This is a genomic window from Vibrio penaeicida (assembly GCF_002933855.1).
Classification (GTDB): Bacteria; Pseudomonadota; Gammaproteobacteria; order Enterobacterales; family Vibrionaceae; genus Vibrio; species Vibrio penaeicida_A.
The window spans coordinates 413-26,623 of record NZ_BFAQ01000043.1 but is presented as its reverse complement, the minus strand read 5'-3'; the positions used below and the strand labels follow the sequence as shown (position 1 = coordinate 26,623).

General features: G+C 41.4%; 26 protein-coding genes. 14 read left to right on the top strand and 12 right to left on the bottom strand.

The genetic code is table 11. The annotated features are described in order from the left end of the window. Window position 1: 1 nt before the first annotated feature. Window positions 2-700, bottom strand: coding sequence for an aspartate/glutamate racemase family protein (locus tag VPNCDNU1_RS22595; RefSeq protein ID WP_104402447.1), 699 nt, complete (start codon window positions 698-700; stop codon window positions 2-4). A gap of 252 nt (window positions 701-952) precedes the next feature. On the opposite strand from VPNCDNU1_RS22595, the gene VPNCDNU1_RS22590 reads away from it, so the two are divergent. From VPNCDNU1_RS22590 to VPNCDNU1_RS22565, 6 genes are all read left to right on the top strand, one after another. Further along, window positions 953-1,918: a helix-turn-helix transcriptional regulator gene (locus VPNCDNU1_RS22590; protein ID WP_104402446.1), complete on the top strand. Its 966-nt coding sequence runs from the start codon at window positions 953-955 to the stop codon at window positions 1,916-1,918. A 145-nt stretch (window positions 1,919-2,063) separates the two neighbouring features. Beyond that, window positions 2,064-3,848 (top strand): ABC transporter ATP-binding protein, encoded by a 1,785-nt coding sequence (locus tag VPNCDNU1_RS22585; protein WP_104402445.1) that lies wholly within the window; start codon window positions 2,064-2,066, stop codon window positions 3,846-3,848. Further along, window positions 3,841-5,568: an ABC transporter ATP-binding protein gene (locus VPNCDNU1_RS22580; protein WP_104402444.1), complete on the top strand. Its 1,728-nt coding sequence runs from the start codon at window positions 3,841-3,843 to the stop codon at window positions 5,566-5,568. Before VPNCDNU1_RS22585 ends, VPNCDNU1_RS22580 begins: the two co-directional genes overlap by 8 nt. 80 nt (window positions 5,569-5,648) lie before the next feature. Then, window positions 5,649-6,119 (top strand): GyrI-like domain-containing protein, encoded by a 471-nt coding sequence (locus tag VPNCDNU1_RS22575; RefSeq protein WP_167404864.1) that lies wholly within the window; start codon window positions 5,649-5,651, stop codon window positions 6,117-6,119. A gap of 289 nt (window positions 6,120-6,408) precedes the next feature. Then, window positions 6,409-6,759, top strand: coding sequence for a DUF3147 family protein (locus tag VPNCDNU1_RS22570; RefSeq protein ID WP_104402442.1), 351 nt, complete (start codon window positions 6,409-6,411; stop codon window positions 6,757-6,759). 54 nt (window positions 6,760-6,813) lie between these two features. Then, window positions 6,814-7,818: an AbrB family transcriptional regulator gene (locus VPNCDNU1_RS22565; protein WP_167404863.1), complete on the top strand. Its 1,005-nt coding sequence runs from the start codon at window positions 6,814-6,816 to the stop codon at window positions 7,816-7,818. A 107-nt stretch (window positions 7,819-7,925) separates the two neighbouring features. Here VPNCDNU1_RS22565 and VPNCDNU1_RS22560 read toward each other — a convergent pair whose 3' ends face one another. The 4 genes from VPNCDNU1_RS22560 to VPNCDNU1_RS22540 form a co-directional block, all read right to left on the bottom strand. After that, window positions 7,926-8,144, bottom strand: coding sequence for a hypothetical protein (locus VPNCDNU1_RS22560; RefSeq protein ID WP_104402440.1), 219 nt, complete (start codon window positions 8,142-8,144; stop codon window positions 7,926-7,928). A 153-nt stretch (window positions 8,145-8,297) separates the two neighbouring features. Further along, window positions 8,298-9,278 (bottom strand): oxygen-dependent tRNA uridine(34) hydroxylase TrhO, encoded by a 981-nt coding sequence (gene trhO, locus VPNCDNU1_RS22555; protein WP_104402439.1) that lies wholly within the window; start codon window positions 9,276-9,278, stop codon window positions 8,298-8,300. A gap of 207 nt (window positions 9,279-9,485) precedes the next feature. Continuing rightward, window positions 9,486-9,989, bottom strand: coding sequence for a GNAT family N-acetyltransferase (locus VPNCDNU1_RS22550; RefSeq protein ID WP_104402438.1), 504 nt, complete (start codon window positions 9,987-9,989; stop codon window positions 9,486-9,488). A gap of 638 nt (window positions 9,990-10,627) precedes the next feature. Further along, complete coding sequence (locus VPNCDNU1_RS22540; RefSeq protein ID WP_104402436.1) at window positions 10,628-12,373, bottom strand: methyl-accepting chemotaxis protein; 1,746 nt, start codon at window positions 12,371-12,373, stop codon at window positions 10,628-10,630. A 574-nt stretch (window positions 12,374-12,947) separates the two neighbouring features. On the opposite strand from VPNCDNU1_RS22540, the gene VPNCDNU1_RS22535 reads away from it, so the two are divergent. Further along, window positions 12,948-13,565, top strand: a complete 618-nt coding sequence (locus tag VPNCDNU1_RS22535) for a glutaredoxin family protein (protein WP_104402435.1) — start codon at window positions 12,948-12,950, stop codon at window positions 13,563-13,565. A gap of 102 nt (window positions 13,566-13,667) precedes the next feature. On the opposite strand, the gene VPNCDNU1_RS28880 is transcribed toward VPNCDNU1_RS22535, so the two are convergent. Together VPNCDNU1_RS28880 and VPNCDNU1_RS22530 are read right to left on the bottom strand one after the other, a co-directional pair. Continuing rightward, complete coding sequence (locus VPNCDNU1_RS28880; protein WP_167404862.1) at window positions 13,668-13,814, bottom strand: hypothetical protein; 147 nt, start codon at window positions 13,812-13,814, stop codon at window positions 13,668-13,670. A gap of 121 nt (window positions 13,815-13,935) precedes the next feature. Continuing rightward, entirely contained in the window at window positions 13,936-14,286 is a 351-nt protein-coding gene (locus VPNCDNU1_RS22530; RefSeq protein ID WP_104402434.1) for a hypothetical protein, read from the bottom strand. A gap of 66 nt (window positions 14,287-14,352) precedes the next feature. Here VPNCDNU1_RS22530 and VPNCDNU1_RS22525 point away from each other — a divergent pair, with 66 nt between their 5' ends. The 5 genes from VPNCDNU1_RS22525 to VPNCDNU1_RS22505 all read left to right on the top strand — a co-directional run bounded on the left by VPNCDNU1_RS22525 (window position 14,353) and on the right by VPNCDNU1_RS22505 (window position 19,647). Then, entirely contained in the window at window positions 14,353-14,961 is a 609-nt protein-coding gene (locus VPNCDNU1_RS22525) for an alpha-ketoglutarate-dependent dioxygenase AlkB family protein (protein ID WP_104402433.1), read from the top strand. Window positions 14,962-15,119: 158 nt separating this feature from the next. Further along, window positions 15,120-16,682 (top strand): sensor domain-containing diguanylate cyclase, encoded by a 1,563-nt coding sequence (locus tag VPNCDNU1_RS22520; protein WP_104402432.1) that lies wholly within the window; start codon window positions 15,120-15,122, stop codon window positions 16,680-16,682. A gap of 644 nt (window positions 16,683-17,326) precedes the next feature. Further along, on the top strand, window positions 17,327-17,836 hold the full coding sequence (locus VPNCDNU1_RS22515) for a YgjV family protein (protein WP_104402431.1): 510 nt from the start codon (window positions 17,327-17,329) through the stop codon (window positions 17,834-17,836). Between the two features lie 116 nt (window positions 17,837-17,952). Next, on the top strand, window positions 17,953-18,822 hold the full coding sequence (locus tag VPNCDNU1_RS22510; protein WP_104402430.1) for a DMT family transporter: 870 nt from the start codon (window positions 17,953-17,955) through the stop codon (window positions 18,820-18,822). A gap of 168 nt (window positions 18,823-18,990) precedes the next feature. Further along, entirely contained in the window at window positions 18,991-19,647 is a 657-nt protein-coding gene (locus tag VPNCDNU1_RS22505) for a YoaK family protein (RefSeq protein WP_104402429.1), read from the top strand. Between the two features lie 156 nt (window positions 19,648-19,803). Here the strand turns inward: VPNCDNU1_RS22505 and ppnP are convergent, their stop codons facing one another. The 3 genes from ppnP to VPNCDNU1_RS22490 all read right to left on the bottom strand — a co-directional run bounded on the left by ppnP (window position 19,804) and on the right by VPNCDNU1_RS22490 (window position 21,731). Next, complete coding sequence (gene ppnP, locus VPNCDNU1_RS22500) at window positions 19,804-20,085, bottom strand: pyrimidine/purine nucleoside phosphorylase (RefSeq protein ID WP_104402428.1); 282 nt, start codon at window positions 20,083-20,085, stop codon at window positions 19,804-19,806. A gap of 65 nt (window positions 20,086-20,150) precedes the next feature. After that, window positions 20,151-20,999, bottom strand: coding sequence for an alpha/beta hydrolase (locus tag VPNCDNU1_RS22495; protein ID WP_104402427.1), 849 nt, complete (start codon window positions 20,997-20,999; stop codon window positions 20,151-20,153). A gap of 144 nt (window positions 21,000-21,143) precedes the next feature. Next, complete coding sequence (locus VPNCDNU1_RS22490; protein ID WP_104402426.1) at window positions 21,144-21,731, bottom strand: TetR/AcrR family transcriptional regulator; 588 nt, start codon at window positions 21,729-21,731, stop codon at window positions 21,144-21,146. Window positions 21,732-21,947: 216 nt separating this feature from the next. Here VPNCDNU1_RS22490 and VPNCDNU1_RS22485 point away from each other — a divergent pair, with 216 nt between their 5' ends. Both VPNCDNU1_RS22485 and VPNCDNU1_RS22480 read left to right on the top strand, forming a co-directional pair. Next, entirely contained in the window at window positions 21,948-22,895 is a 948-nt protein-coding gene (locus tag VPNCDNU1_RS22485) for an AEC family transporter (protein ID WP_104402425.1), read from the top strand. 142 nt (window positions 22,896-23,037) lie between these two features. Continuing rightward, a complete protein-coding gene (locus tag VPNCDNU1_RS22480) occupies window positions 23,038-24,069 on the top strand; it encodes an acyltransferase (protein WP_104402424.1) in 1,032 nt (343 codons plus the stop codon). 136 nt (window positions 24,070-24,205) lie between these two features. On the opposite strand, the gene VPNCDNU1_RS22475 is transcribed toward VPNCDNU1_RS22480, so the two are convergent. Both VPNCDNU1_RS22475 and VPNCDNU1_RS22470 read right to left on the bottom strand, forming a co-directional pair. Then, a complete protein-coding gene (locus VPNCDNU1_RS22475) occupies window positions 24,206-25,213 on the bottom strand; it encodes an ABC transporter permease (RefSeq protein ID WP_104402423.1) in 1,008 nt (335 codons plus the stop codon). Continuing rightward, window positions 25,206-26,105, bottom strand: a complete 900-nt coding sequence (locus tag VPNCDNU1_RS22470; RefSeq protein ID WP_104402422.1) for an ABC transporter ATP-binding protein — start codon at window positions 26,103-26,105, stop codon at window positions 25,206-25,208. Before VPNCDNU1_RS22470 ends, VPNCDNU1_RS22475 begins: the two co-directional genes overlap by 8 nt. Window positions 26,106-26,211: the final 106 nt, after the last annotated feature.

The window sequence follows — 26,211 nt, the reverse complement described above, 5'->3', positions numbered from 1 at the left end:
TTTAATCCTTAGCCAAGGCGAACTCGACGGCGTGTTGCGCGTGTAAGTGTGTCGTGTCGTAAAGTTGAATGACGGTATCGGAAGGCTTAACCAGTAATGCTATTTCAGTGCAACCTAAAATTATCGCTTGCGCCCCCTGCTCTACTAACGAACCAATGACATCGAGATACATCGCTTTAGACGAACCTAAAATCTGCCCATGGCACAATTCTTCATAAATGATCCGGTGCACTTCTGCTTGCTGTTTTTCGCTAGGCACAACAACGGAAATACCAAAATTCGTCTCTATACGTTCACGATAAAAAGCTTGCTCCATTGTGAAACGTGTTCCAAGAAGCCCTACCTTTGTAATGCTATTTGAAACCAGAGCATTTCCCGTTGGATCGGCAATATGAAGAAGAGGTATGGAAACAGAAGATTGAACTTCTGGTGCTACTTTGTGCATGGTGTTTGTGCAAATCAGAATGCAGTCAGCCCCAGCTGCTTCTAGGGATTTTGCGGCATTGGAGAGGATATCCGCCATTTTAGTCCATTCACCTGCACGCTGAAGTGCTTCAATTTCAGCAAAATCAACACTGTACAAGCAAATTTTAGCAGAGTGAAACCCGCCCAATCGCTGATTGGTCAATGTATTTAGAGCTTGGTAGTAACTGGTTGTCGATTCCCAGCTCATGCCGCCAATCATCCCTATTACTTTCATTACACCAACCTCATATTTAAATTTCCTTTACAAATTAACAAAGACCCAACAAAACTTCGATATAAATATGCATCTTATTGATAAATTTTTAAGTTACTGTACCGCTGAGTCCTTGTTCTATGCATGAGCTGAAGGCTCAATGTTCGACTCTTTTATTCTGAAACATCGATCACACCCTAAAGACTTCTCTACTTGTAATAAAGTAGGGTAACCATTAACCTCACCACTTATTGATAATAAATCTCATTTGTAATGAACGGATTCTATCGGTTTCAGTTTGACCACATTGAAATGTTTGAAACGGTTGCCGAAAAAGGCTACTACGGGCTGAACGAGTCATTCGGGTCCTTAGAAGTTAACCGGTTCAACCTAGACGAAGGGTTACACTCTATGCGTATGCAGGGAAAATTTAGCCGTCCGGTTGAATTGTTCTCTAGCGATGGGTTTGGTCCTCGCGAGATCACCGTTTTTGTTAGCACAGGTAGCTGCTGTGAATGCTATCTGCAGTCTTTGGGGGAGCGCTTTTTGATCTCCCCGAATAAAGTGGCGATTTATTATTCAGATGACGTTTCCGGCTATACACGAGCTCAGAACAGTTTATTTCAAGGCGTATCGGTTAACATCTCTATCGACCAAGTAAGATCACTCGTAGAAAGCTATCAATGTAAAGATTTAGAGCACTATTTCTCACCCGCTTTTCAAAACCAACCAAAACCCTTTTTGTTTACGTTTGACGCAAATGAAAGCATGATGGCAATAGCACGCCAGATGCTCAGTAGCAGTGCCAACAACTTAGCGGAAACATTACAGTTCAGAGGGCTTGGCTGGCATTTGTTTTCGCTGGTACTGCAAGAAATGTCGCCTTCTAACCTACAATCAGGAAAATTGAGCCCAGCAGATATTCACAAGATATATAGTGCTAAAAACTTATTGATGGAGAGAATGGATGCACCGCCTTCTCTCATCGAACTGGCGCAAGAAGTGGGCTTAAATGATTTTAAGTTGAAACTCGGATTCAAAGAGGTTTTCCAACAAACCGCATTTGGTTACCTCCATCAACAAAGAATGGAACGTGCAAGAGAGATACTATTAGAACAACGCAGTAACGTGATTCGAGTAGCTAATGAAGTGGGGTATCAAAATCACGGACACTTTTCTGTCGCGTTTAAAAAACATTTTGGCATAACACCAAGTGACTACCTTAAACTAACCCAGTAGTACTTGCTGATCGGATTAAACAAACCCAGACACGCACAATTATTCATTATTTTTCATACAGTTAAAATAATCCGCCATTGAGCAGTCTTTCAAATACTCTTCGTTCAGAATAGGTTAAATTTTTGAAAGGAAGAAAGGTAGTTCAATGAATCAGGAAGCGACAGCCAGTCTAAAATGGCTTTTTCAAGTTTCCGCAGAACACAAACTCAAGCTCGTATTTTCCATAATTCTCTCAGCTGCTAGTGCTCTTTGCGGACTCGCCCCATTTTACTTCGCCTATTTAGTCTTAGAACAATTACTAAGTGACCATTTTAACGCATCACAAGCTTGGAGTTGGGCTGGGTATGCCATCGCTTTTATGCTGGTTCGTTATACCTTGCTGTTAGGTGCGGTTATGCTCTCTCATAAATCAGCATTCGCCATTCAATATAAAATTCGAACACTTGCGCTTGGTCATATGGCGACATTGCCGATGGGTTTCTTTAACGAAAAGAGTTCAGGAGAAATCAAAAAAATCCTTTCGGAAGACGTAGAAAGAGTAGAGCTTTTTGTCGCCCACCACATCTCCGATTTCGTCACATCCATCATCACGCCATTGGCGGTATTTGTTTTCTTGTTGTTTATCGACGTTCGAATGGCAATGGCTGCCTTGGTTCCAATCCCTCTCGCTATCATTAGCCAAATGAGCATGTATAAAGGTTTTGAAGACAAATCTAGGCGATACCACCAATCTTTAGAAAACCTTAATATCAGCGTGACGGAATATGTACGGGCAATGCCTGTGATTCGTGCATTTAATGCTGGCGGAAAACCCCACAAACTTTTCACATCAAGCTTAAACAACTACCACATACTGGTTTTGCAATGGATAAAAGACGCTGGCTGGCCTTTTGCTGCATTCAAAACACTATTGGATAGTGGGCTTGTGGTGCTTTTACCTTTGGGCGTTTTCTTTTGGTCACAAGGAAGCTTGGATATCGCAAGTTTTACTCTATGTATATTACTTGGCGTAGGAATGATGGAACCGCTCTACAACATCACAATGTTAAGTGGATATTTGACCCAAATTTTCGAAGGTGTGAATCGGCTGCAATCCCTAATGGCGCAAAGTTCGTTGTCGGAACCCGAAAAATGCGAAACATTGACTCAATTTGATGTGGAATTCCAGAACGTCAATTTCCGCTACTCTGACGAATCAGACCTCGCTCTCAATAACGTTTCTTTTGAGATTAAACAAGGCTCAATGACGGCGCTAGTCGGCCCTTCAGGATCAGGTAAGTCAACGTTAGCTATGCTAGTCGCCCGATTTTGGGATACTTCAAGCGGCGAGATATTCATCGGTGGAAAGCCTATCCAATCACTTTCTCCTTCTTATTTGATGGACAATACAGCTTATGTCTTTCAAGACAGCATCACCCTAAGCCAATCTGTTCGCGATAACATAGCCATGGGCAGCAATGCTTCGGAGGCAGACATTATCGCTGCAGCCAAGGCTGCTCAAGCCCATTCTTTCATTACTGACATGCCTAACGGGTACGAAACCGTGTTAGGAGAAAGTATGTCATTGAGCGGAGGAGAAAAACAACGTGTTGCCATAGCGCGTGCAATCTTGAAAAACGCCCCAATTCTCATTTTAGATGAAGCAACTGCTTACGCCGATGCCAACAACCAAGCACTCATTCAGTCGGCTTTGGCAACGCTAATGGTCGATAAGACCGTCATTGTTATCGCTCATAGGCTGTCAACCATCGTGCATGCCGATTCAATATTGGTGCTTGAAAAAGGGCACTTGGTTGGGCAAGGCACGCATACGGAGTTACTGGATGAGTGTCAGGTGTATCAAACCCTTTGGCATTCTCATCAAGCGTCTCGTCAATGGAGTTTATCAACAAAAGATCACGGAACAGAAAAGGAACTTATTGATGCTTAAACAAATGAAAGCGCTGACCGGTTCTGAAAATGAAGGGCTAACACGAAACATCCTCGTTGGTTTTCTTGAAGCTTTGCTAATGGGTATTCCATTTGTTTTGGTTTATTTGGTTATCAAGGAAATGTTTCTGCCACAACCTAACCTCAATTTCATTTGGATTTGCTGTGGCTTTATGGTGATTTTATTTGCTTTGCGCGTCGTTGTGGCGCGATATGTGATGATCTACAACCAATATTTTGGATACGATGCCGGTATTGATATCCGTCTAAATCTGGCGGGTAAATTAAAAAGAGTGCCTATGGGGTATTTGCTAAAAAAAGACCCTGGCGCGCTTAATGCAACCATGCTGCAAGACGTCACTTTTACTGAGCAGATATTTTCCCACCTTTTTTCTCAGTTGATCGTTACCATCAGTTTGGTTGCTTTGGTCGCTATAGGGTTAACCTTTGAAGATTGGCGACTAAGCTTTGCAATGTGCATTGGTCTTCCCATCGCCATTGTGGCCTTCATTTTGTTAAAAAAGGCAGGGGCGATACTGAGCCGTAAACTGCTGGATAAAGTTGCAGAAATGACGGGCTCGTTGATGGAATATATTCTCGCAATCAAACTTCTCAAATCTTACAACTTGGCTGGCACACGCTTCTCCAAACTTGATAATCAGCTTAAAGATATTCAGAGAATGAGCCTTAAACACGAATTTGTAGCGGGTGTCGCACCTCTAAGTTTTGTTTGCTTAGTGGAGCTCGGGTTCGCCACAATGTTGATCTCACTGATCTACCTATACGCTGGTGGCGAATTAGAACCACACGTTGCCGTTTTATTTATGATTGTTTCTAGCCGCTTTTTCAAACCTCTTATGTCCATCGCGATTTACCTTGCCGAATACAGTTTCATGCAGCAAGCCTCTAACCGGATTCAAGATGTACTCGATGCACCAGAGCTTCCTCAGGGCAATGTTGACCAAGAGTTAGAAGCCAGCATTGAATTCGAAAATGTCAGTTTTACTTACGCTCAAAACCCAGTTCTATCCGATGTCAGTTTCTCTTGCCAACCGGGCAGCTTAACTGCGCTTGTTGGTCCATCGGGTAGCGGAAAAACAACCATAACCAGTTTGATTGCTCGCTTTTGGGATACCACAGAAGGGAGTATTAAGATTGGAGATCATAATGTTCAATCACTTACTGCCGAATGTTTAGCCGACCAAATCAGCATGGTCTTTCAAGACGTTTACCTCTTCCACGATACCGTATTCAATAATCTGACGATTGGATTGCGAAATCCAAGCAGGCAAAAAGTCGAGGAAGTATGTAAAGCGACATGTTGTTGGGAGTTTGTATCCAACTTACCCCACGGATTAGACAGCATGATAGGTGAAGGCGGAGCAAACTTATCCGGTGGCGAAAAACAGCGTTTATCTATTGCTAGAGCGATTTTGAAAGACGCACCCATCGTATTACTGGACGAAGCCACAGCATCATTGGACCCCGAAAATGAACATGAAATCCAGCAAGCATTGAACGTTCTGATTAAGAAGAAAACCGTCATTATGATTGCTCATAGGCTAAATACTGTTGTCGACGCCGATCAAATACTGGTGCTAGATCAAGGGAAAATAAAACAGCAAGGCAGTCATCATGAATTGATTAACGCCACTGGACTTTATCAATCGCTCTGGGACGCACAACAGCGAGCTCATGGATGGGCTATGAAAGCATCTTAACTGTACTCCTGACACAATCTGTCATCCGAACTATTTATGGTAAGAGCTACACACATCAATTTAGCGATAGGAATTCGAATATGCGCATGGAAAAAGTTGAACAATTTGAAGTTCACGGATTGACTATCCGGACAAACAATCATGATGAAATGAAAACGTCCGGTTTAAAAATTGGGGCTCTGTGGCAAGATTTCTACGTTAACATTGCCCCAAACCTTCAAACTGAATCCGAAGTTTTTGGGATTTATCATCAGTACGAGTCTGATCACCTTGGTGAATTTGATGTAACGGCAGGAGCAACTCATTTACATGTTCAAAATAAGCCAAGTAATCAAAGTACACTACAAGTATCTCTAGTCGAATCTGGCGAGTACTTAGTTTTTAGTAACAAGGGAAGCATGCCGAGTATGGTCGTTGAACTTTGGCAGCAAATTTGGGCATTCTTTTCTGCCGAAGATTGTGAATATACACGAGCGTACCGAACAGATTTCGAAAAATACAAAAGCGAAGATGAAGTCGAAATATACATCGGCGTAACGCCTTCGACTTAATTAGATTTTTTACGCTTAAGTCTCCTTTTGCACTTACGTCACCTATTTACTTTCACGCCGCCTAAATGTCGCGCCAACGCCAAGATCTTTTTCAAGGATTGCGTTGGCGTTTGCCTTTCCATCACTCTAAATCAATCCATAGAAGATCCTAAGGTCTGTTGATTTTTCTCGGTTAAATTTTGTTCTAGATATGAAAAACAAACTAGACCACATAAAAAACATTCTACATAGAGTATGATATCCGCTGAATAAGCGCTTCCTTCTTCTGCTCAATCAATTGGAATTTTTTATGGCATGGATTGTCACCAAGTTTTTTATTACCGCTACCATTATTGTTTTAGTATCTGAGCTCGCCAAGCGTAGTGACAAACTTGGTGCACTTTTGGCATCTCTTCCCTTAGTAACTGTATTGGCATTGATTTGGCTTCATTTTGAAGGACAGCCGAAAGAGAAATTGGCTAATCATGCGTTCTATACATTTTGGTATGTCGTCGCCACACTGCCGATGTTTTTAGCCTTCCCAATGCTCATGCAACGATTTCACTTTTTCGTATCACTTGGAATCGGCATTGTTATAACCCTAGTGTCGTTTGGCATTATTGTCTGGATAGCACGTACTTTCGGCGTAGATTTGCTTTAGCTTTCCTTCCAGCAGACAAATTCAATTGGATCCCCAACATTTAAAGGAGAGCCCGTGCAATACCTAAAATTACTCGTTTTCTCCTTGGCTGTCGGGGTCATATTTCAGCAACTCGCTATTCCACACGGATTGCTTTTGGGCACTTTACTGGGAGCTGCCGTCTCTGTTCGATTTATACCTAACGCAAAGACAAGTAGAAAGGACAATATATTCCTTCAGTTGGTGCTTGGGTTTTCGGCAGGGTTTCAACTGGTCGAGTATTCTCTAGCGCAATTTTTAAACCTATTACCCAGCCTTTTGGTTCTTTTGGTTTGCTTGGTTGTTCAAGTCGGGATGGGGTATTGGTGGCTCCGCAGACACGAAAAGTGGTCGAAGCTAGACAGCATACTCGCCGCATACCCAGGGGCAATGGCGGCTGTACTGGATGTAATAGACAAAAACAACGCCTCACCTAGCGTCATATTTGTTCATCTCTTTAGATTGGTATTGCTGACGGTATTCGCGAGCTTCTTCATTCCAGATGGATATGAATCTATAGAAGCAGAGCAACTGCACTATTCTGTTGAATCCATTAGCACTTTCATGCTTCTCACAGTAGCTTCAATGATTTCTGGTCGTTGGCTTGAAAAATTGAATGTACCCGCCCCCTATCTATTAACAACGATGCTTTCTTGCCTTATTTTTTCGCCGGTTCTTCCTATCGAAGATCTCTTGGTACCCAGTTGGCTAATGGACGCTGCCATTGTTGTTCTTGGCCTTTTGATAGGATCGCGTTTTGGCGGGATAACTAGAAAGGATGCATTCAAATACACGAGAGCGGGATGCATCTGTTTCGTGTTAGTCCTTGCGATCACTGCCCTCTTTACGGGTTTAGCGGTGTCAATACTTGATGTTCCAATTACATCTGTTGCGCTCGCATACGCACCGGGAGCACTGGAAAGCGTTGTTGTTGTTGCATTAGCTAATGGCTTTGACGTGATGTTTATAATACTGCATCACGTCATACGATTAAGTGCGCTGCAACTGGCTCCCGCGGTTTACATTTTAATCAAAAAATGAATTTAATTTATAACCGCCAAATACAAAACGAGAAAAGGGGCAACTAACCCAAGAAACGCGGCAAGACCAAAATAGTAAAAATACGCAAAATTCATAATAGCCATCCTTTAAAACGAGAGGTTTCGTTCATATCGCCCAACGATAAACGCGACATAACCGACTTTAAATACACCTGCAAATACGATGGTTCCGATATGAGCGATTGCCTGCTGAATAATGCTGAATCGATCCGCTAAAGGAAAACTGATTAACAACGTTGTGGTCATCACCAATAAGGAAACGACCATGACCGTACCACCAATTTCACTGACTCTCTTAAAATCCATACCTGATCACCTCATAACATGTATTTTAAATGCATGTTATGAGGTATTCTTAAGTTAGTCAATACTCAGCAAGTTTCATTATCCTAGAAAAAAGCATCAAAAAAACCCTTAAACACGGAGTGTCTAAGGGTTTTCGAAAAAATGATGGTCAGCTTACTTGCGTTGACGCTGCTGCTCTTTACGGGAAATTTTTTCTTGTCGGCGCTGGGCTATCACCTTGTCGGCTTCCCCACCTACGTGAGTTTCTCCGCGCTCAATCGCAAGTTGGACTTGTTTTTCACGCTCGCGAAAACGTGATTTTTGCTCTTCTGAATGTTTGTCGATACATTTCGGGCAGCTCACCCCTTTTTCGAACTCAGCAGATGCCATATCTTGCTCTGTGATAGGCAAGCGACAAGCATTACACATTTCATAGCCGCTTTTCTCAAGCTGATGATTTACTGCTACTCGCCCATCGAAAACATAGCAGTCGCCTTCCCACATACTTTCTTCTTCAGGCACTTCTTCAAGGTATTTTAGAATGCCACCTTCTAGGTGATAGACCTCATCAAAACCTTGCTCTTTCATGTAAGCCGTCGATTTTTCACATCGAATACCACCGGTACAGAACATTGCCACTTTCTTGTGTTTCTCTGGATCCATGTTTTGAGCAACATACTCTGGGAATTCACGAAAGGTATCTGTTTTAGGGTTTACAGCATTTTGGAATGTGCCGATTTCAATTTCATAGTCGTTGCGGGTATCAACAACAAATACTTCAGGATCTGCAATAAGATCGTTCCACTCTTGAGGCTTTACATAAGTGCCTACAACATGGCGAGGATCGATACCTTCTACACCAAGTGTCACAATCTCTTTTTTGAGTTTAACTTTAGTACGATTAAAAGGCTGGACGACATCAAAAGATTCTTTGTAGACAATCTCGGCTAAACGAGGGTCTTGCTTAAACCATGCAAGAAGCGCATCGATACCTTCTCGCTTAGAAGCAACCGTGCCGTTTATGCCTTCTTCTGCCAGCAATAACGTTCCGCGAACTTCGTGCTTTTCCATCAAAGCTTTTAAAGGTTCTCGGAGTTCCACATAATTTTCCAGACGCACAAATTTATACAGAGCGCATACTACGTACTCAGCCATTTCTTTTCCTTCTAGCGAACTGGATCGTAAATCCAGAGCTGTTGATTACTATATTATTCAAAATCACAGCGCCTCTTTTGGCTTAGTGCCAATCCAAAGAGTGCGATTCGAGACGCAGGAGTATAGCTGAGTGCGCTTTTCACAAACACGGACAAGTTATATGGATATTTTTGTAAACAATGTCTGGAGGCTTCAGTAGCCCGAAATTCAGTGGCGCGAAATGGAGTAATAAAGAAGTTCATTAAAGTCATAGAAGTGTGCGTCGGGCTCTGGCTGCATCCCAAGCTTTTCTATCACTTTTATAGAGGGATAGTTTTCGTTAACAGCGACACCATAGATCTTGCTCAGCTTACTGGTTTGAAAAGTAAAATCTAAACATGCACGTGCCGCTTCTTGAGCCACACCGTGACCTTGAGCTTCAGGAAGAATGGCGTAACGAACCTCAAAAACATTGGGTTCGGGAGACTCTTCCACTCCTACATAGCCTAACTTCTTGGTACGATCCGATTTTTGACAAACAGTAAAAGTACCAAAGCCATGCTTAAGCCAATGCGCTTCGCGATTTTTAATGTTCGTGTGAATTTGGTTATCTGTGTAAGGTTTACCCGACGGTAGATAGCGCGTCACTATGGCACTGGAAAGCAGCTCTTTATAGATATCCAAATCACTGTGTGATGTTGGCACAAGAATAAGATGTTCCGTTTCTACCATAAGATTTCCTTTAGATAAGTATGAGCGTGAAGCGATGAGGGACGACACTACAGTCGATGTAATTAAAACTATAGCAAAGCTCAGCCATTACACTCTTGGATCTTAAATTGGCTACCGAGAAAACTCTTTCAATTTTCTCTCGAAATACACTTGCTGCTGAACAAGAGGTTGGTTTTCGAAGAGAAAAAGAGTTGATATCACGATTAAAAAAACATTTTTGACTAACCTAATCGTTCCTTTCGCTATCTTTTCTACCGTCGATTTTTCAATGATTCCTGCTTTAACCAAAGCAAAAAGCACCACCCATTTCAGTAATGAAAATAACGTAATCATACGTCTGAATCACCTCAGTAATTAACAATGGCTCTTCCTTGATTACTAATCAGTTTTCAATTGCGACGTTTAATTTAAAGGTAAAATTACCGAATCGCATTCCATTTATACTGTAACCGATAGAATTATACATAAGTTTTATGAGAAATCACGCATATATTCGGACTGTGTGAAAGACCAATACAGCTCAAAGAGAAGAGTTCTAACGGCAGAAAACACACCAATTTTTGCATACTGATTAACACGCTAATTTATAAAGAAAAAGGACGCCAAAGCGCCCTTCCTTCCAGAGGTTTACCGCATAATCAACTCACTTTGAATCGACCGACAACATCCCCTAGGCTGTTAGACGTACCACTCAACTCTTCATTAATTGTAAGTGTATCGGATGCATTGTCATTTAATTGATGAACAATATCCTGAATGGCAACCATGTTCTTGCTAACTTCGTCTGTAACTTGGCTTTGTTCTTTCGCCGCCGTTGCGACGAGTGCATTAATTTCATTGATTTCTACAACGGAATCCGTAACAAGATTTAAGGACTCCATGACTTCATTCGTACTTTGTGCCGTTTCTTCACAACTTGAACGGGTCGATTCCATAGCAGTAACCACGTTGTCTGTCGCACTTCGGAGCTTGCCAAGCATCTCATTAATTTGCGATGTACTTTCTTGAGTTCTTGCTGCAAGTGCACGGACTTCGTCCGCTACTACAGCAAAACCACGTCCTTGTTCACCCGCTCGAGCCGCTTCTATCGCCGCATTAAGCGCCAACAAATTCGTTTGTTCCGCTATGTCTCCAATCACCTGAAGAACGGAATTAATTTGGTCGGTATCATGGCTCATAGTGCTAATGGACGTCGACATAGAACCTACTTCGTTAATCAATGCGGATACATTTTCTACCGCTTGCTGTACCGTTTTCTTCGATGTATTCGCATTCATATTAGTGATGTCGGTAAGTTCCGCCGCTTTCACTGCACTGTCTGTAATCGCATCAGCCGTCGCGCTCATTTCACTTATCGCACTGATCGCTTGCTCAGTTTCTTGCGTGTGCCCGTCAAGCGTACTCAAGTTCGATTGAGACTGATGGCTTAATTTTTCAATCGCTTTATCTATATTTTGTGTGGAAGTGGAAACATCGATAAAGTTCTCTTGTAATTTTTCAATAAACATATTGATTGAAGAAGATATGGTTCCAATTTCATCTTTGGATTTCACCGTAAGGCGTTGAGTTAAATCTCCAGTCCCGTTAGATAATTCTGCCACCATATTCTTTAATAGAAGTAATGGTCTAAATGCTTGGTGAAGCATCAAGGTACTAAACGCGATAACAATGAGACCAATCAGCACCAAAACTATAGTGATCTCATTATTAAGAGTGGCGGTGTTATCCCTTATGCTTTGAAGGTCGACATAGCTGTTCAAAGACCAATTTATCCCATCCATTTCTACTGTTGAGTTTAAAGTTTTCAAGTCACCGTTAATCTTATCTGAATATATTGTCTGGTTTGAGGATGAAATTAGTTCAATATAACTTCCATTCACAGAATACTTTTTAATAATTTCAGAAAATATCGCCAAATCGACCGTATAAAAGTCAGCCGACCCTCCATCTCTATTTACAGAAATAGTTGAATATAATTTTCCATTTACCAATTCAGCTTTGCTCACATCCACAATACGAGATTCCATTGCGCGAGCTAAGTTAATGTACTTATCTCTCTCTTCGCCTTCTAACCTTCCCGAATCACCAACAGCGATAACGCCCGAAACCACTTTCACTACTTTAACGAACATGGTGGATTCTTTTACTTCCTCAGGCGTATCGATCATCATATTGGAACTGACGGCTAATGAAACTACGTTCTTCATTTCATCGGCAATACGCTCATTGAGCAACTTTGTATTATGCTCAATCTTATGGACATCCGATTTATAAATATACTCACTGATATAGTAATTAACACTAAAATAGGAAGTAACAATAGTGATTAATACTGAAAGAGAGATCAGAATTATCACTTTTAATTTAAAGCTTAACCTGCCCATAATATATAGTCCCTAATATATTTACCCAAATTGAAACCAAGGAGCAATTTAAACTGGTTTCATATATACAAAAATATTAATAATCTGGTTACATTAACACAAAGAAAGACAATAAATGTGCTATCGCTCACAGCTCAATAAATATTCAAACTAATTACATATTAACTGTCTTTTAGGTTTTATTATAAAGAGCACTTTCTTTAGTGATTCTAGTGAAATCACGGCATATATAATGAAATACTTTTCTAATAGACTTTTTTTATTCAAATCATAAAGAGTCATAATTTTGATTGAATTCTTTATTGAATCGCTCAGAATTATGTGAGCATATACAAATTTAATTAAGGCTTAATTTTGTTTAAAAAAAATGAAGCCAAACTCCGAGCTTTCAAACAAACAATATGAGCCTTTAATGGAAACCTAGATTTTTCGCTGTTTGCTATAATTTTAAGAATCCATCTAACCTTGTTTGCTACCACAATCTCTTGCGCTAGATAAAAATATTTTTAATGGGTGAAAGATTTTTTTCGTTATCCGGATCTATTAAATCAATACACTTTATGAGGAAACATCAATGGCAAATCCGATCAAGATCACATTATACCGCTGGGGTGGTAGTTGGGGTCCATTCAAGGTGAACATTCCTTGTGGAGAATGCACACTAACCAAAGATATTCTTCAGGACACCTTTGAAAACGAATTGGATGGTATTCCCATTGATTTGGAAATTAAAGACTGGTTATCGCATTGGTGGGAGCCGTTAAAATATGGGGCTTTTCACGCGCCTATACTGATAGTGGAAGGTAAAGTCGTTAGCCAAGGTGAAGCATTAAACCGAGGTGTGCTGGTACAATCGGTTATTCAACAGTGGGCACAACGCAGTAAACTCGTGGGAAACATTGTCTACGGGAAAGCGACATGCCCTTACTGTGTTAAAGCCAAACGCTTGTTAGATGAGTTAGGTATAAACTACGAGTACCACGATGTCGTAAAAGACAGTTCTGCTCTTTATCGGATGATTCCAGAAGTGAAAGCCATCATTGGTGAAAAAACGCCGGTTACCGTTCCTCAAATTTGGTTAGACGGCAACTACGTTGGTGGTTTTGACAAACTTGAAGAGCATATTGGAACCAATGGATTACGCCCGGTACCAGATAATGTGGTAGAGATGGAATCTAAAAACGCAAGTTAACGGGTTTATAAACTACAGTGCCAAATAGCTTGGATACAAAACGAAAAAGCCCAATTGTATGATTGGGCATTTGATTCGTTCCTTCGACCATTATAGCTTCCTTTACTTTGTTTTTTTAACCTTCATAGCTAACCGGCGAAATAAAGAAGGTCTTTCGATTTTTGAAGATGGCTGTCCATAGAGCTTCTCTTCCACCATCTTCTTAGCCATTTGGTTGGCAACGTATACAGATCCTAAATCTAATCCCATTTCGAGCACTCCTACAATGTGAACTAAATCACATTTTACTCTTGGGCGGATTAGAATCAACACCTAGATCACATTTTTATTGCAACAGAAGTAAATCAATGATCATATAGAACGAATTTATCTAGCCTCGCTTAGGTTGTTGGTAAGTCTTACCTGCTGCTTGATATGTATCTCGCTCTTTAATTTCAAACATACTAAAGAAAAACCAAGCGACAAACTTTATTATGTCATCCCCTTCATTCATCACGTGCTCTACAAACTCTTGCTCTTCGCCTTGTTCGTTTTCTTGAAGAGTAACATGATAAATTCGATGTTCACCTTCCACTTCTGCTAACGCAAACTGACCAGAGAGAGACTCAGCAGCTTCTGCAACTTCTTTTTCTTCAGAGGTTTTCAACAACTCTAACGCTTTCGGAAGTGATTCTTGCGTGCATAAGGATTTTACTAGGGCTTCAAACTCTTGTTGTTGCATTCTTCTTTTACCTTGTATGGGAAAGGGCGTATTTTATACCCATGTGGCGATTCGAGGAATCATTAAGTGCGGAATTACGATTTGTTTGAACAAGAAACTGGGAAATGGCTAACCTTCCAAAATAGCTTAATTTACTGGGATGCACACTTTCTTACTGAGTCATATGCCAATAGTTTATTTCAGAAGCTCACTGACACCCTTCCCTGGCAACAAGAATCAATCAATATGTTTGGAAGAAAAGTGCTTCAACCTCGCCTGCAGGCTTGGCATGGCAACGCTTCCTATACTTACTCCGGGCTAACGATGCGTCCACACCCTTGGACAAAGGAGTTGCGAGCTTTAGAGAAAAGGTGTGCGGAATTATCCGGACAAAGCTTCAATTCTGTTCTCGCAAACATGTACCGTGATGGTAGTGACTCTATGGGGTGGCACCAAGATAATGAACCAGAACTTGGGCTCAATCCTATTATTGCTTCGCTATCGCTCGGTGAACCTAGGCGCTTTGTTCTAAAACATAAAGATTCTAATGAAAAACAAGAATTTACACTTGGACACGGTGCTTTGCTTATCATGGCAGGAGAAACACAGAAATACTGGCTTCACGCTGTTCCAAAAACGAAAAAGGTAGTAAACACTCGTATTAACCTTACGTTTAGACATGTTATTGAAAAATAAACTTTTTTATTCAAACAACGTAAATACTCATTATGAAAAAAGTACGGAACTCGGTGATACTGCGTCAAGAATTCACAATAATTTAACTGAGCCACTTATTAAATAAATTAGCATATGCAAATATAGGTTTATTATCTCCAGTCGGTGTTGCAATTTTCATGTTGGTTAGACTTACTCGCATACAGGCTTTGCTTGTTATTTTTACGACTTGCTTAGGAAGTTTAGGCTCTTGGTTTGCCTATAGCATCGCCGCGACCGTAGAAAAGCAGAATGTTGAAACAAGCCTTTATGAAATTGCCTATACACAAGCATTAAAAGCGCAATATTTACTCGATGATGTATCCGGTTTGCTTGAATCGTATGGTGCATTGTTTTCTGCTTCTGAACAGGTTTCCCGAGATGAGTTTGCGAGTTTTTCTAATGTGATGCTCCGCTCTCAGTACAACATACTCGCCATACAGTGGGCACCGAAGATCCATCAAACGGAACGTACATTGGTCGAATACCACTTAAAGCAGGAAGGCTATGCTCCATCTGGCTTTTTTACCACTAATTCAAACGCGTCCAAAACACTTTCGGTTCCTAAAAACCCTGTTTATTTTCCGATTATGTTTACGGAGCCTCTTCAACCGAATAAAGATGCCATTGGGTTAGAGTTAACACAAAGACCGTTCAACCAACAGGCAATTCGGAAGTCCGCTCTTGACAAGCGTATTCAAGCCACCAGCCCATTTTCCACCGTGCAAGATCCTGATGGACCACTCGCAACGGCGATTTATTTTCCTGTATTTGATGAACACGAAAGGCATAACGCCATTAATGAGAAGTACTTTCCGCCAGATGACCTAAAAGGCTATGTGATCATGCTTCTGAAACCTGAAAGATTGCTACTGAGTAATTTGGCGAACCGAGAACATATTCACTTTATTCTTAGCGATGTGACGAGAAAAAATCATCACCGTATTTTCCCACAATATCTGGCGGATCCAGATGGACACCTTTCGTATAGTTTTCCACTCACTTTGCCGGGGAGAACTTGGCAACTTGATATTCATTTCACCCAAACCATGCCAATTCTCTGGATCCCTTATTTGGTACTCTTTGCTTTCTCCGCGCTCACTTTTGTAATTCTGAGTGCCATGGTTTATAGCTTTTACAAAACATCCGTCATTTCGGATGCGAATGAGCAGCTTCGACGACAAAAAGAAGTGCTCCAAGATTTAGCAATGAAAGATCCGTTAACTGGCTTAGTCAATCGTCTAAGCCTGCAACAACAGGTCGCAAGCTTAAATCTTGAGGAGAATCAGCTCACCGCACTCTGCTTACTTGATCTTGACAACTTCAAGCACATCAATGACCAATTCGGGCATCAGCAAGGGGATAAATTCCTCAAACAGATAGCTGGTGTCATCAGCGAGCATTTTGATGGTATCGGCATAACATCACGCCTTGGTGGAGATGAATTTGTATTTATGCTAACTGAGTTAGATTCCATTCATCAGGTAGGTGGAATACTTCAGGATTTACTCATGAAAATTGAGCATGCTTGTTCATGTGGCGAGCACCAATGCGAGGAACATCCTGTTTCTGCAAGTATTGGTGTTATTGTAACTAGAGGGAAAATTAACGAGTTTGAGCAGGTACTTAACCAAGCGGATAACGCAATGTACATGGCAAAACGTAATGGAAAAAATCAGTTCTACATTTGCTCAGAATTTTAATGAAGCGCCTTATTTTCACATCAAACATCTGCTCACAATTAAACCAATATCATTAATCTTACGCCCAAAAAGAAAACCCCAACACAAATGTGTTGGGGTAAAGCATTTTTCTGGCAGCGTTCCAGCTACTTAACGCGTCCTGCGTTGATAATCCATAAATGTTGCAACGTCCTGCTGCCTGTCCTTTACGCGCCTTCCGAAGCGGTGTCCTTGCGATTCCTTTCCTTCCTCATTCCTAGAGGTAGAACCTAATCCTTAGGTGTTATCCAATTCGTCCTTGCGCGTCCTTAGCGATATTCCTTTGCGCTTCAATCCTTCAAAGCGTTATCCTTGTTAAGCAGTGTTCCTTGCTTTTGCTTCCTTACTACCCTTTCCTTTGGGTAGCGTCGTATCCTGTCGACATGGATAATATTAGTTCTGGATAACGGCTTTTTGACTATATATTTTAAAAAACCTTTTGATAACCATAAAATAACAACCAATTTTTTGTTTCACATTCAATAAGATAAGGTATATCTAATATAATGACGCATCGAAAAGTATCATGATTTCCTACAGTATTTGTGAGAGATTTCTTACATCAAGTTTCCGATTTTTATTATCATGCTCGTTACGTCATATTGCGCTAGCTCACAAAAATAATCATGTTGTCTATTTTTAATGATATTCCTCAGCTCGTAGGCTTTTTTGCGTTTCTCTTCGGGTCTGCTGCTTTTGCTCATAAATGCAGCTATCGAATGCGTGTTCATCTCTCACTATTCCAAATATTACTCGTTATTCATTTTGTTTTAATGGGGGCAATGACAGCTGCAACCACATGTGCGGTAAGTGTATTAAGAATCTATTTCTCTACCAAAACTCAATCTTCGTACCTAATGTGGTTTTTTATCGCATTAATATGGGTTTTAGGGCTGCCTAATGCATCTGAACCTCATCATTTCCTTACTTTACTCAGTACATCGGTTGCAACATGGGGCATGTACAAGTTGGAAGGGCTTGCCATGCGCGCCACCGTGCTTCTCAATACTCTTTGTTGGTTACTGCATAACATTGTGCTGGGCTCCTTAGGCGGCGTGCTAATGGAAACTACATTTGCAGTCATTAACGCCATCACCATTTTCAGGCTATATCGCAGCCAACATGCGACGTTATGACCTTTGTATAAGTGATTTGATTAGCAATTTACTATATGGTCAACAATTCTTCGACAGACATAACTGCAGTATCATTAAGGTCTGTACAACTCTTTGAACTCTCACAAGGAAAGTGAATGAAAGCCGTTTTATGGATGATGGGAACACTCGCCTCGTTTACGTTTATGGCGATCACAGCAAGAGAATTGGGTGATAACTACACGCCTTTTCAATTGGTGTTTACTCGCAGCGTAGTTGGGCTTGTGCTTGTCTCTATATTATTGGCTTATTTTGGTCAGTTTCACCTAGTTAGATCCCCGAAAATGCATATACATGTGGGGAGAAACCTTATTAACTTTGTTGGTCAGTATTCTTGGTTTTTAGGGATTTCACTTCTGCCATTGGCCAATGTATTTGCGCTCGAATTTACTGTGCCATTATGGACGCTTCTTATCGCCTGTTGGTTTCTAAACGAAGCATTCACTAAAACAAAAGTAATTTCTTTATTCCTTGGATTCGTTGGTGTTCTTGTTATCGTAAAACCTGGCGCCGACATATTCGACCCTGCGTCATTCGTCGTCATCTTAGCGGCAATCAGTTTTTCAACCGCGTATGTGTGTACTAAATATTTGGCAGAAACCGAACCGCCTTTAGTCATTATCTTCCTAATGTGCCTGATTCAATTGCCCATTGGATTCGCTTTTTCTTATCAAGATTGGCAAATACCAACGGGTATAGAGTGGTTTTATTTATTCGTCGTTGGGGTATGCGGGTTAACTGCTCACTTCTGTATTGCAAGAGCTATGCTCTACGCTGACGCTGGTGTAGTGGTGTCGCTCGATTTTTTCCGTTTGCCTATTATCGCCGTGGTTGGTATGTGGCTTTACAACGAAGCGTTAGATTGGTGGGTACTACTCGGCGGCATTTTGATGCTCACAGGAAATATCATTAACCTGAACGCTCAGAGAAAACCTTCCCAACCCGCTAAAGTAACTGAAGGCGGATAACCTAAGTAACCTGAACTCGAACAGATTGCTTTCTAATGGCTCTTTTTGCTTAAGACAAAGCAAATCGTTTGCTTTTGCGAGAGATCAATAAGAGATGCATTTGCAGATGATCAAATCTGAAACTAGGAATAGTATATCGCCTCATTCTTTTCTTGTTCTGGTTCCAGTATGCTTACTAAGCTCCCCCGCTGGGTTGAATATGGTGCATTTTGCCTTGCAGGAATTGCAGGGACTGTTAATGCCATAGGTCTACTCGGATTTCAGCACCAATCTGTTTCACACCTTTCTGGAACCGTGACACTGCTTGGGGCTGGCTTACTTTCCCCTAATTCCCAGTTAATTCATATCGCCTTTATTCTTCTTAGCTTTATGGCTGGTTCAGCCATCAGCGGTTACATCATCCAAAGTACAGCACTAAAGCTTGGTCGGCATTACGGTACTGCTCTGATACTCGAAGGCGTATTGTTAACAGCAGCAAGTATTACGTTAACCCGAGGTTCGATTTCCGGACATTATTTGGCTTCAGCCGCATGCGGATTGCAAAATGCGATGGTGACGACCTACAGCGGCGCTGTCGTAAGGACAACTCACATGACAGGGATCATCACAGATTTAGGGATAATGATCGGAGCCTATTTACGAGGAGCGCGCGCCGACAAAAGAAAGGCGGGGTTACTCTTAGCCGTTATAGCTGGTTTTATATTAGGGGGATTCGTTGGAGCTTACCTTTACCACTTGTGGCAATTCATGGCACTTTTAGTCCCAGCTCTATTGGCATTTTTCGCAGCATTGGCGTATTCAATCACACTGACTTTTAAAAAATAAAGCGTAGATTCAGTGCCAGCTTCGAGAATAAAACAAAAAAACCTGATCCACTTAGCCACTGCGAGCGTATCAGGTTTCGATCTTTATTTGTTTTTTGCCACATGGACTCGTTAGTGTATCCCACCAGTCTATGTGGCATTTTTTTATAGAATATAATTACAAGTATTCACATAAGTAAGCTGTAATTTGCTCTACTTTCACGTCGAAATGTGAATTACCGGGAACATTAAAAGACTCACCAGAGGCGTATGTCTCCCATGCTTCTGCACCTTTGAGTCTAATGGTTAAATCGCCTTTTACAACGGTCATTTTTTCAGGTGCATTCGTACCAAATGTGTATTCACCAACTGCCATAACGCCTACGCTTACTTCTTGTTCTGACTGAACAAACGCTAAAGACTTAACCCCACCTTCGAAATAGGTATTTTCGGTAATCATTTTTCTTCCTTGTGATTGAATTACCTTTTGTTTTTACCCCGTTCTGTAAAAATGTGCAAGCCTCATTATGATGCGAATTTGTCGAACGCCCCCATAACAGCAGACGACTTCATCACTCGACCATGCCCCTGACCTTCGGTCGTAATTAGCTCAACGTTATCACCTTCTTTACCCGCTTCTTCAGAAACCGAATAAGACGTGAATTTATCGTCTTTATCATGAACAATAATGCACCTTGATTTCCGCTCCATCAAACGGCGGTATGGATCAACCGATTTCAGTGGAAATTCATATTGGCGTTCCACTTCCCCAACCACTTCTTTAAATAGTTTCATAGAATACCCAGAGCGACGAATACTCGAAAACAAGTTTTCGATGTAATTCAACACAGGTGCAATCAAAATAATCGGGCAGTTTTCAGCTTTTTGATGGCGGCTTTCTAATACTGATGCTGTTCCCATGCTATGGCCAATAATACCGGCTAAGTCGTCGACACTATCTAAAACGGCGTCTAAACCTTCTACAAACGCAGGAATATGTCCTACATCTCCATCACTTTCTCCATGTGCTGGGTGATCATAAGCCAAGGCGCGATAACCTTTGGAAGCAATATGCTCCATTAACGGGTAAAACTGGTTTGAGCTTCCCGACCAACCGTGAGTGAGTACCCATACTGGTCCCGCACCTAATGAGAACGTAGAAAGAGCGCCATGGCTCGTTTGGACAGACCCTTTCACCAACTCTTTAGGTGTCGTATTTTTTGGTGTTAGACGTGCAGGAGTCAGCAATAGTTTTCTCGCTGTCTTCACAGCATGATTGGGCGCTAGCGTATGATGCAAGCGCGTGGTGCAATTCACTAAACTGCGTTTTAAGCTGAACTTGTTTGATGCATTGAAGTAAATCTTCTCACTCATGATCGTTATTCCCTTTAAAATAGAACGCTCGTGCTATTTATATTCAAAAAATGAGCTGATGATACGTACTCACCAGCTTTAATTTGTTATGTTGTTTTACTTTCTCTTGGTAGCCTAACTGCTTAGGGCTGCCACAATGTACCGTTAGCGCCAATGCTGGAATAAAAAATCAATGCTCTTCCAAAATCTTTTCCGGCTTTCGTCTTCACCATCAATGGCGTAGAAAAGTTGGCTACTTAGGTAGACACCGTAAATCTGATACACCGCTTGCTTGGTATCCAGATCCATCGAAAAAACCCCTGTATGTTTAGCTTTTTCTATCTGGATTTCCATATAGCTGATCCACTTATTATTCCCTTTGATCAAGCTCTGCTGCACAGTATTGTCTTCATCTGTATCACTGCGCCACGCATCAAGGAACATACAGCTGCCTTGAAAAGAGTGGTTCCAGTTTAACCAATTTTCTAATAGCAACCTGATTTTTGATTCAAGATCATTAGAGAATTGATCACGTGCTGGCTGCAATACTCGCTCAATGAATTTCATGTTGGCATACTCAACCACCATAACCTGAAGGTTTTCCTTCGAGTTAAAATGGGCGTAAAGTCCACTTTTTGATAAACCGCAATGCCTCGCTAACACACCAAATGTCAGGCTTTCAAGCCCATCTTGGCTTGCCACGTTAAAAGCCGTTTTCAAAATGTTTTCTTTTGTTGCCTTGCCTTTGTTCATTAAACGCTCTGTTTAACTGAGATTCATTGACCGCTATTTAAATCGAATCCAGTCAACTCTGCAACTCGCATTATATTAATAGCACAGTCGTTCTTTTTTGCAATCTTTGATTTTGCGGCATAAAACACATCACGCGAGTAGAGTTCACTTGGGCATAATAGATTTTCATGTCACCATAACCCCGCTATTGTCCGCACTCACGACACAGGTTTCTTCATGCTAGAACAGCTCGCCTTTTCCTTTAGTATTACAGGACCTATCTGTTTGATGCTGGTATTAGGTGTCTTTTTAAAGCGAATGAATGTGCTCAATGAGGGCTTTATAGATACTGGGTCAAAACTGGTGTTTAAAGTGACATTGCCAGCCCTGTTGTTTCTAAGCATTGTTCAGTCCGATTATGATTTAAAAAGCAGCCTTCCTTTCGTAATGTACGGGCTTGCTGCCAACTTGACTTTCTTCATAATCTCGGTGGTTTCTACCAAAACGTTTTTCCCATCTTCAAGCGATCAAGGCGTTATTATTCAAGGAGGGTTTCGCTCAAATACCGCGATTATAGGGCTAGCCTACACCGCAAACTTATATGGAGAACAAGGTGTTGCAAGTGCCGCTCTCTATGTTGCTGCAACCACGGTGCTTTATAATATTCTTGCCGTAATAGCGTTAAGCCCGAAGCAGCAATCGTCACATTTAAAGGCGTTGACTTTGATCGGTAAAACGATCACCAAGAACCCTTTAATTATTGCTATCTCACTCGGGTTTGTTTGCTATGGATTATCCGTCCCAATTCCGCAAATAGTGACTCATGCGGGGGGGTACTTCGCGGATATGACTCTGCCCCTTGCTCTTCTATGTACTGGCGCGTCACTGAACCTTCGTTCCTTAAAACAAGAAAAAAATAGTGCTTGGTTTGCCACAACGCTAAAACTTATTTTTTGTCCTCTTGTTATTGTGGGTGGCGGTGTTCTAATGGGCTATAGAGGATTGGAGTTAGGGCTACTGTTCGCTATGACGGCGTCCCCTACAGCGGCGGTGAGTTATGTGATGGCTCGCTCTATGGGTGGAAACCCAACACTGGCAGCAAATGTTATTGCATTAACTACCGTCGTATCATTGTTAACGTGCTCACTCGGGATAGCATTTCTGTCTAGCTTTAACCTTATTTAGATGATGCCTTTATCACTAGGCATTCCGAATTAGATTAAAAACTCTTAATCTTACCCTCATAAATTCATGACACGTCTCAACGTAAAATACTGAATTAAAAGATAAACTACCTTCATAATTTTGTATTCTCTGTGAGCCCTACATGCCTTCTAACCATACCAATAAAATCGCCAGCTTAGAGCTCGGCCGCGTTATCGCTATGTTTGCTATTATGCTATTGCATAGCCAAGTATTAACTCATTCTTCCTTAAGTAGTGAGATGCAATGGGTTGGGTACGTTCTAAACCAGTTAACACGGTTTGCAGTGCCTTTGTTTTTCTTAATATCTGGTTATCTTATCCAGCCCAAGCTTAGTGCCAACCCACTTTCTACACTAAAAAGTTACAGCATACCTTTGCTAAAAATATGGTTAGTTTGGAGTGTTATTTGCCTGCTAATGCCGTTTAACTGGTATCAGTTTTTAACAGAAGGTTACATTGCGGAAAGAAGTGGTTATTGGAATTGGTTGCTCCAAAACCCATTAAATACTCTGTTTGAGGGTGGCTTGGTGCATTTGTGGTTTATCCCTGGCTTGCTATGTGCCGTTGCCGCTATTGCACTGGGCGTTCATTTTAAGCTATCCAAAGGGCTAGTCATTGTCGCTGGGAGCCTTTATGTCTACGGAGTATTAGCAGGAAGCTACAATGTTCTAACTGATTGGGAAGCCCCTATTTTTACTCGAAACGGCCCTTTCTTCAGCACATTAATGGTGTTAATAGGGTTCGAAATACGTCGATTAAGGCTTTCAGTGCCTACGTTGAATGCAGCTATTATGGCGTTAATAGGGCTCAGTTTGCATTTAGGTGAAGCAGAAATCCTAGCGCAATATGGAACGGCATTTAACAGCCATGACTTTTTGGCCGCGACGCCAATTTGGGCTTCCGGCATTCTTTTTCTTTTGTTAGCGAATCCAAACTGGGGAAACAAGCCTTGGGTCTTCAATTTATCTGGATTGGTTCTAGGTATCTATGTTGCGCATTTGCCTTTGCAAATACTGGTCGACAACGTTGTGAGATTTAATGGATTGGAAGGATATTCAAGAGATATTGCTGTGCTATCTGGGACCTTAATTTCTAGCGTTCTGTTTGTTTGGGGAGTGTCGAAAACCCCACTGAAGCGCATTCTATTTCGATAATTTTTATCTAGCGGATATCTAAATAGCCTCGGCTATGGATAAATAGAATTAATATATGACTCGTTTTAGATAATAAGAGCGCCAATACAACATATTGGCGCTCGCTTAACAAATAGTTCGAAATCCCAAAGATGTTTTATCGAGCTTCGCCTTGCCACTTAAAGAAATAAGAACCTGCCAGTAAGAAAACAACGGTCATTAAAGCAAGAGTCACTAAATGCCCCCAGATATCCGATAACCCAGCGCCATCCAACATTACGGCTCGTGCAGACTCCAGCATATGAGTAAGCGGAAATACTTTAGTCAGTTGCTGAATAAAGTCTGGGCTACCTTCCAGCGAAAACCAAACACCAGATAACATCATCATCGGCCAGGAAACCAGATTAAGCATACCGCCTATAAATTCTTCCGACTCGGATCGGCAAGCGATCAACAACGCCAAAGAAATAATCGAAGAGGTACCAAGAAAAGCCACCAGCAATAGAGTGAAATAATTACCGAGCATATAGAAATCAAACACAGCGTTACAGGCTAAAAAGATCCCTGAGCTGATGAGCATGACAATCACTAAACGCGACAACACTTGAGCCGACAAGAACTCGATCGCTCTAAGCGGCGTAGCATTCAGCCTTTTTAATACTGAGTTTTTACGGTAACGCACGATGACATAGCCAACACCAAATAAGCAGGAAAACATCATGTTTACGCCGAGGATACCAGGTACAACCCAGTCCAAATAACGTATTGCTTTTCCATCAATGGTGAATTTTACAAAATCAGGCTGCTGCCCAAGAAGTAGCTTTTCAACAATATAGCCGCTCGCAGACGATTGATTGACCCAGTAAGATTTCGATTTAAAGTCGACTAGAATATCAATCTTATGTTGCTGTAGCTTAAGTTCTGCTGTGCTCAAATCGGTATATTCTACAAACTCAAGATGACGTAATTCCTGAAACGGTTGGCTCGCCTCTTGTTCTGGGTTCATCACTCCAACTTTATAAAGGACTTTATTATCATCAGAAAAAACGAACGCAAATCCAACCACCATCAATATTGGAAACACAAGGTTCCAACCCAATGCACTTCTGTCCCGCATGAATTCATAGTTTCTAGCAACTAAAACAGCCAAGAATCGACTATACATTTTGACTTTCCTCTTCTATCAAAGCATGCCCGGTCAATTTCAAAAATAGATCATCGAGATTAGCGGATTTAACTTGCAGACCTTCCAAGGAAATATTGGAAGCCATTAAGTTAGTCAGTGTTTTTTCAACATTTTCAGATTGAATAAAACAACGTCCCTCAGAGTAATGCACATCTTCTCCATTAAGGTGAGCGTTGTTTGTTTGAGATTCTGGCAAGCTAATTAGTGCCCCAGAGAAATGCTCGTCTAACAAATGAGTAGGCGTATTTTGAGCAATGATGTTCCCTCTATTCATTATCGCTATTTCGTCACACAAATATTCCGCTTCATCCATGTAATGTGTCGTCAATAAAACGGTTTTTCCATTTGCCTTGATGGTATTGACCAGATCCCAGAAAAGTCGACGACTGTGCGGATCTAACCCTGTAGTTGGCTCATCAAGAAAAATTAACTCGGGATCGTTTATCAGCGCTAACGCCAGCAACAGGCGCTGTTTTTGACCTCCTGACAGTTTTCGGTGATCTTGATTTAAAAAATCACCGAGCTGACAAAGCGTTACCAATTCATCATAAGGCATAGAGTGGCTATAAAAAGACTGGAACATCTTGAGCGTTTCTTTCGCGGTAAGGTAGTCTTGCAGGGCCGTATTTTGAAACTGTATTCCTAGCCGGTGATACACTTCTTTTGTTATGGGTTGACCTTTATATAGGATATGTCCACTTGTCGGTTCCATGATTCCTTCAAGCATTTCCAGCGTTGTGGTTTTTCCCGCTCCATTTGGTCCAAGTAACCCAAAGCACGTACCTTGCTTTACCCCAAAACTCACATCATCTACAGCGACAACTGATTTAAAGCGTTTATGCAGTGAAACTGCTTCTAATTGAAATTCCATGTCTTTTATCAGCTCTTATTGTCTTATCCAATCAAACTATTATACCCAAGTCACCTTAAGATGCAGGATTCAACACACTATCTTCTGTTTCAGTTCAAGGAAAAGA

Bases quoted from the DNA above. Each gene is read 5' to 3' on its own strand.
- VPNCDNU1_RS22595 (WP_104402447.1), bottom strand. From the start codon at position 700: ATGAAAGTAATAGGGATGATTGGCGGCATGAGCTGGGAATCGACAACC.
- VPNCDNU1_RS22590 (WP_104402446.1), top strand. From the start codon at position 953: ATGAACGGATTCTATCGGTTTCAGTTTGACCACATTGAAATGTTTGAA.
- VPNCDNU1_RS22585 (WP_104402445.1), top strand. From the start codon at position 2,064: ATGAATCAGGAAGCGACAGCCAGTCTAAAATGGCTTTTTCAAGTTTCC.
- VPNCDNU1_RS22580 (WP_104402444.1), top strand. From the start codon at position 3,841: ATGCTTAAACAAATGAAAGCGCTGACCGGTTCTGAAAATGAAGGGCTA.
- VPNCDNU1_RS22575 (WP_167404864.1), top strand. From the start codon at position 5,649: ATGCGCATGGAAAAAGTTGAACAATTTGAAGTTCACGGATTGACTATC.
- VPNCDNU1_RS22570 (WP_104402442.1), top strand. From the start codon at position 6,409: ATGGCATGGATTGTCACCAAGTTTTTTATTACCGCTACCATTATTGTT.
- VPNCDNU1_RS22560 (WP_104402440.1), bottom strand. From the start codon at position 8,144: ATGGATTTTAAGAGAGTCAGTGAAATTGGTGGTACGGTCATGGTCGTT.
- trhO (WP_104402439.1), bottom strand. From the start codon at position 9,278: ATGGCTGAGTACGTAGTATGCGCTCTGTATAAATTTGTGCGTCTGGAA.
- VPNCDNU1_RS22550 (WP_104402438.1), bottom strand. From the start codon at position 9,989: ATGGTAGAAACGGAACATCTTATTCTTGTGCCAACATCACACAGTGAT.
- VPNCDNU1_RS22540 (WP_104402436.1), bottom strand. From the start codon at position 12,373: ATGGGCAGGTTAAGCTTTAAATTAAAAGTGATAATTCTGATCTCTCTT.
- VPNCDNU1_RS22535 (WP_104402435.1), top strand. From the start codon at position 12,948: ATGGCAAATCCGATCAAGATCACATTATACCGCTGGGGTGGTAGTTGG.
- VPNCDNU1_RS28880 (WP_167404862.1), bottom strand. From the start codon at position 13,814: ATGGGATTAGATTTAGGATCTGTATACGTTGCCAACCAAATGGCTAAG.
- VPNCDNU1_RS22530 (WP_104402434.1), bottom strand. From the start codon at position 14,286: ATGCAACAACAAGAGTTTGAAGCCCTAGTAAAATCCTTATGCACGCAA.
- VPNCDNU1_RS22520 (WP_104402432.1), top strand. From the start codon at position 15,120: ATGTTGGTTAGACTTACTCGCATACAGGCTTTGCTTGTTATTTTTACG.
- VPNCDNU1_RS22515 (WP_104402431.1), top strand. From the start codon at position 17,327: ATGTTGTCTATTTTTAATGATATTCCTCAGCTCGTAGGCTTTTTTGCG.
- VPNCDNU1_RS22510 (WP_104402430.1), top strand. From the start codon at position 17,953: ATGAAAGCCGTTTTATGGATGATGGGAACACTCGCCTCGTTTACGTTT.
- VPNCDNU1_RS22505 (WP_104402429.1), top strand. From the start codon at position 18,991: ATGCTTACTAAGCTCCCCCGCTGGGTTGAATATGGTGCATTTTGCCTT.
- ppnP (WP_104402428.1), bottom strand. From the start codon at position 20,085: ATGATTACCGAAAATACCTATTTCGAAGGTGGGGTTAAGTCTTTAGCG.
- VPNCDNU1_RS22495 (WP_104402427.1), bottom strand. From the start codon at position 20,999: ATGAGTGAGAAGATTTACTTCAATGCATCAAACAAGTTCAGCTTAAAA.
- VPNCDNU1_RS22490 (WP_104402426.1), bottom strand. From the start codon at position 21,731: ATGAACAAAGGCAAGGCAACAAAAGAAAACATTTTGAAAACGGCTTTT.
- VPNCDNU1_RS22485 (WP_104402425.1), top strand. From the start codon at position 21,948: ATGCTAGAACAGCTCGCCTTTTCCTTTAGTATTACAGGACCTATCTGT.
- VPNCDNU1_RS22480 (WP_104402424.1), top strand. From the start codon at position 23,038: ATGCCTTCTAACCATACCAATAAAATCGCCAGCTTAGAGCTCGGCCGC.
- VPNCDNU1_RS22475 (WP_104402423.1), bottom strand. From the start codon at position 25,213: ATGTATAGTCGATTCTTGGCTGTTTTAGTTGCTAGAAACTATGAATTC.
- VPNCDNU1_RS22470 (WP_104402422.1), bottom strand. From the start codon at position 26,105: ATGGAATTTCAATTAGAAGCAGTTTCACTGCATAAACGCTTTAAATCA.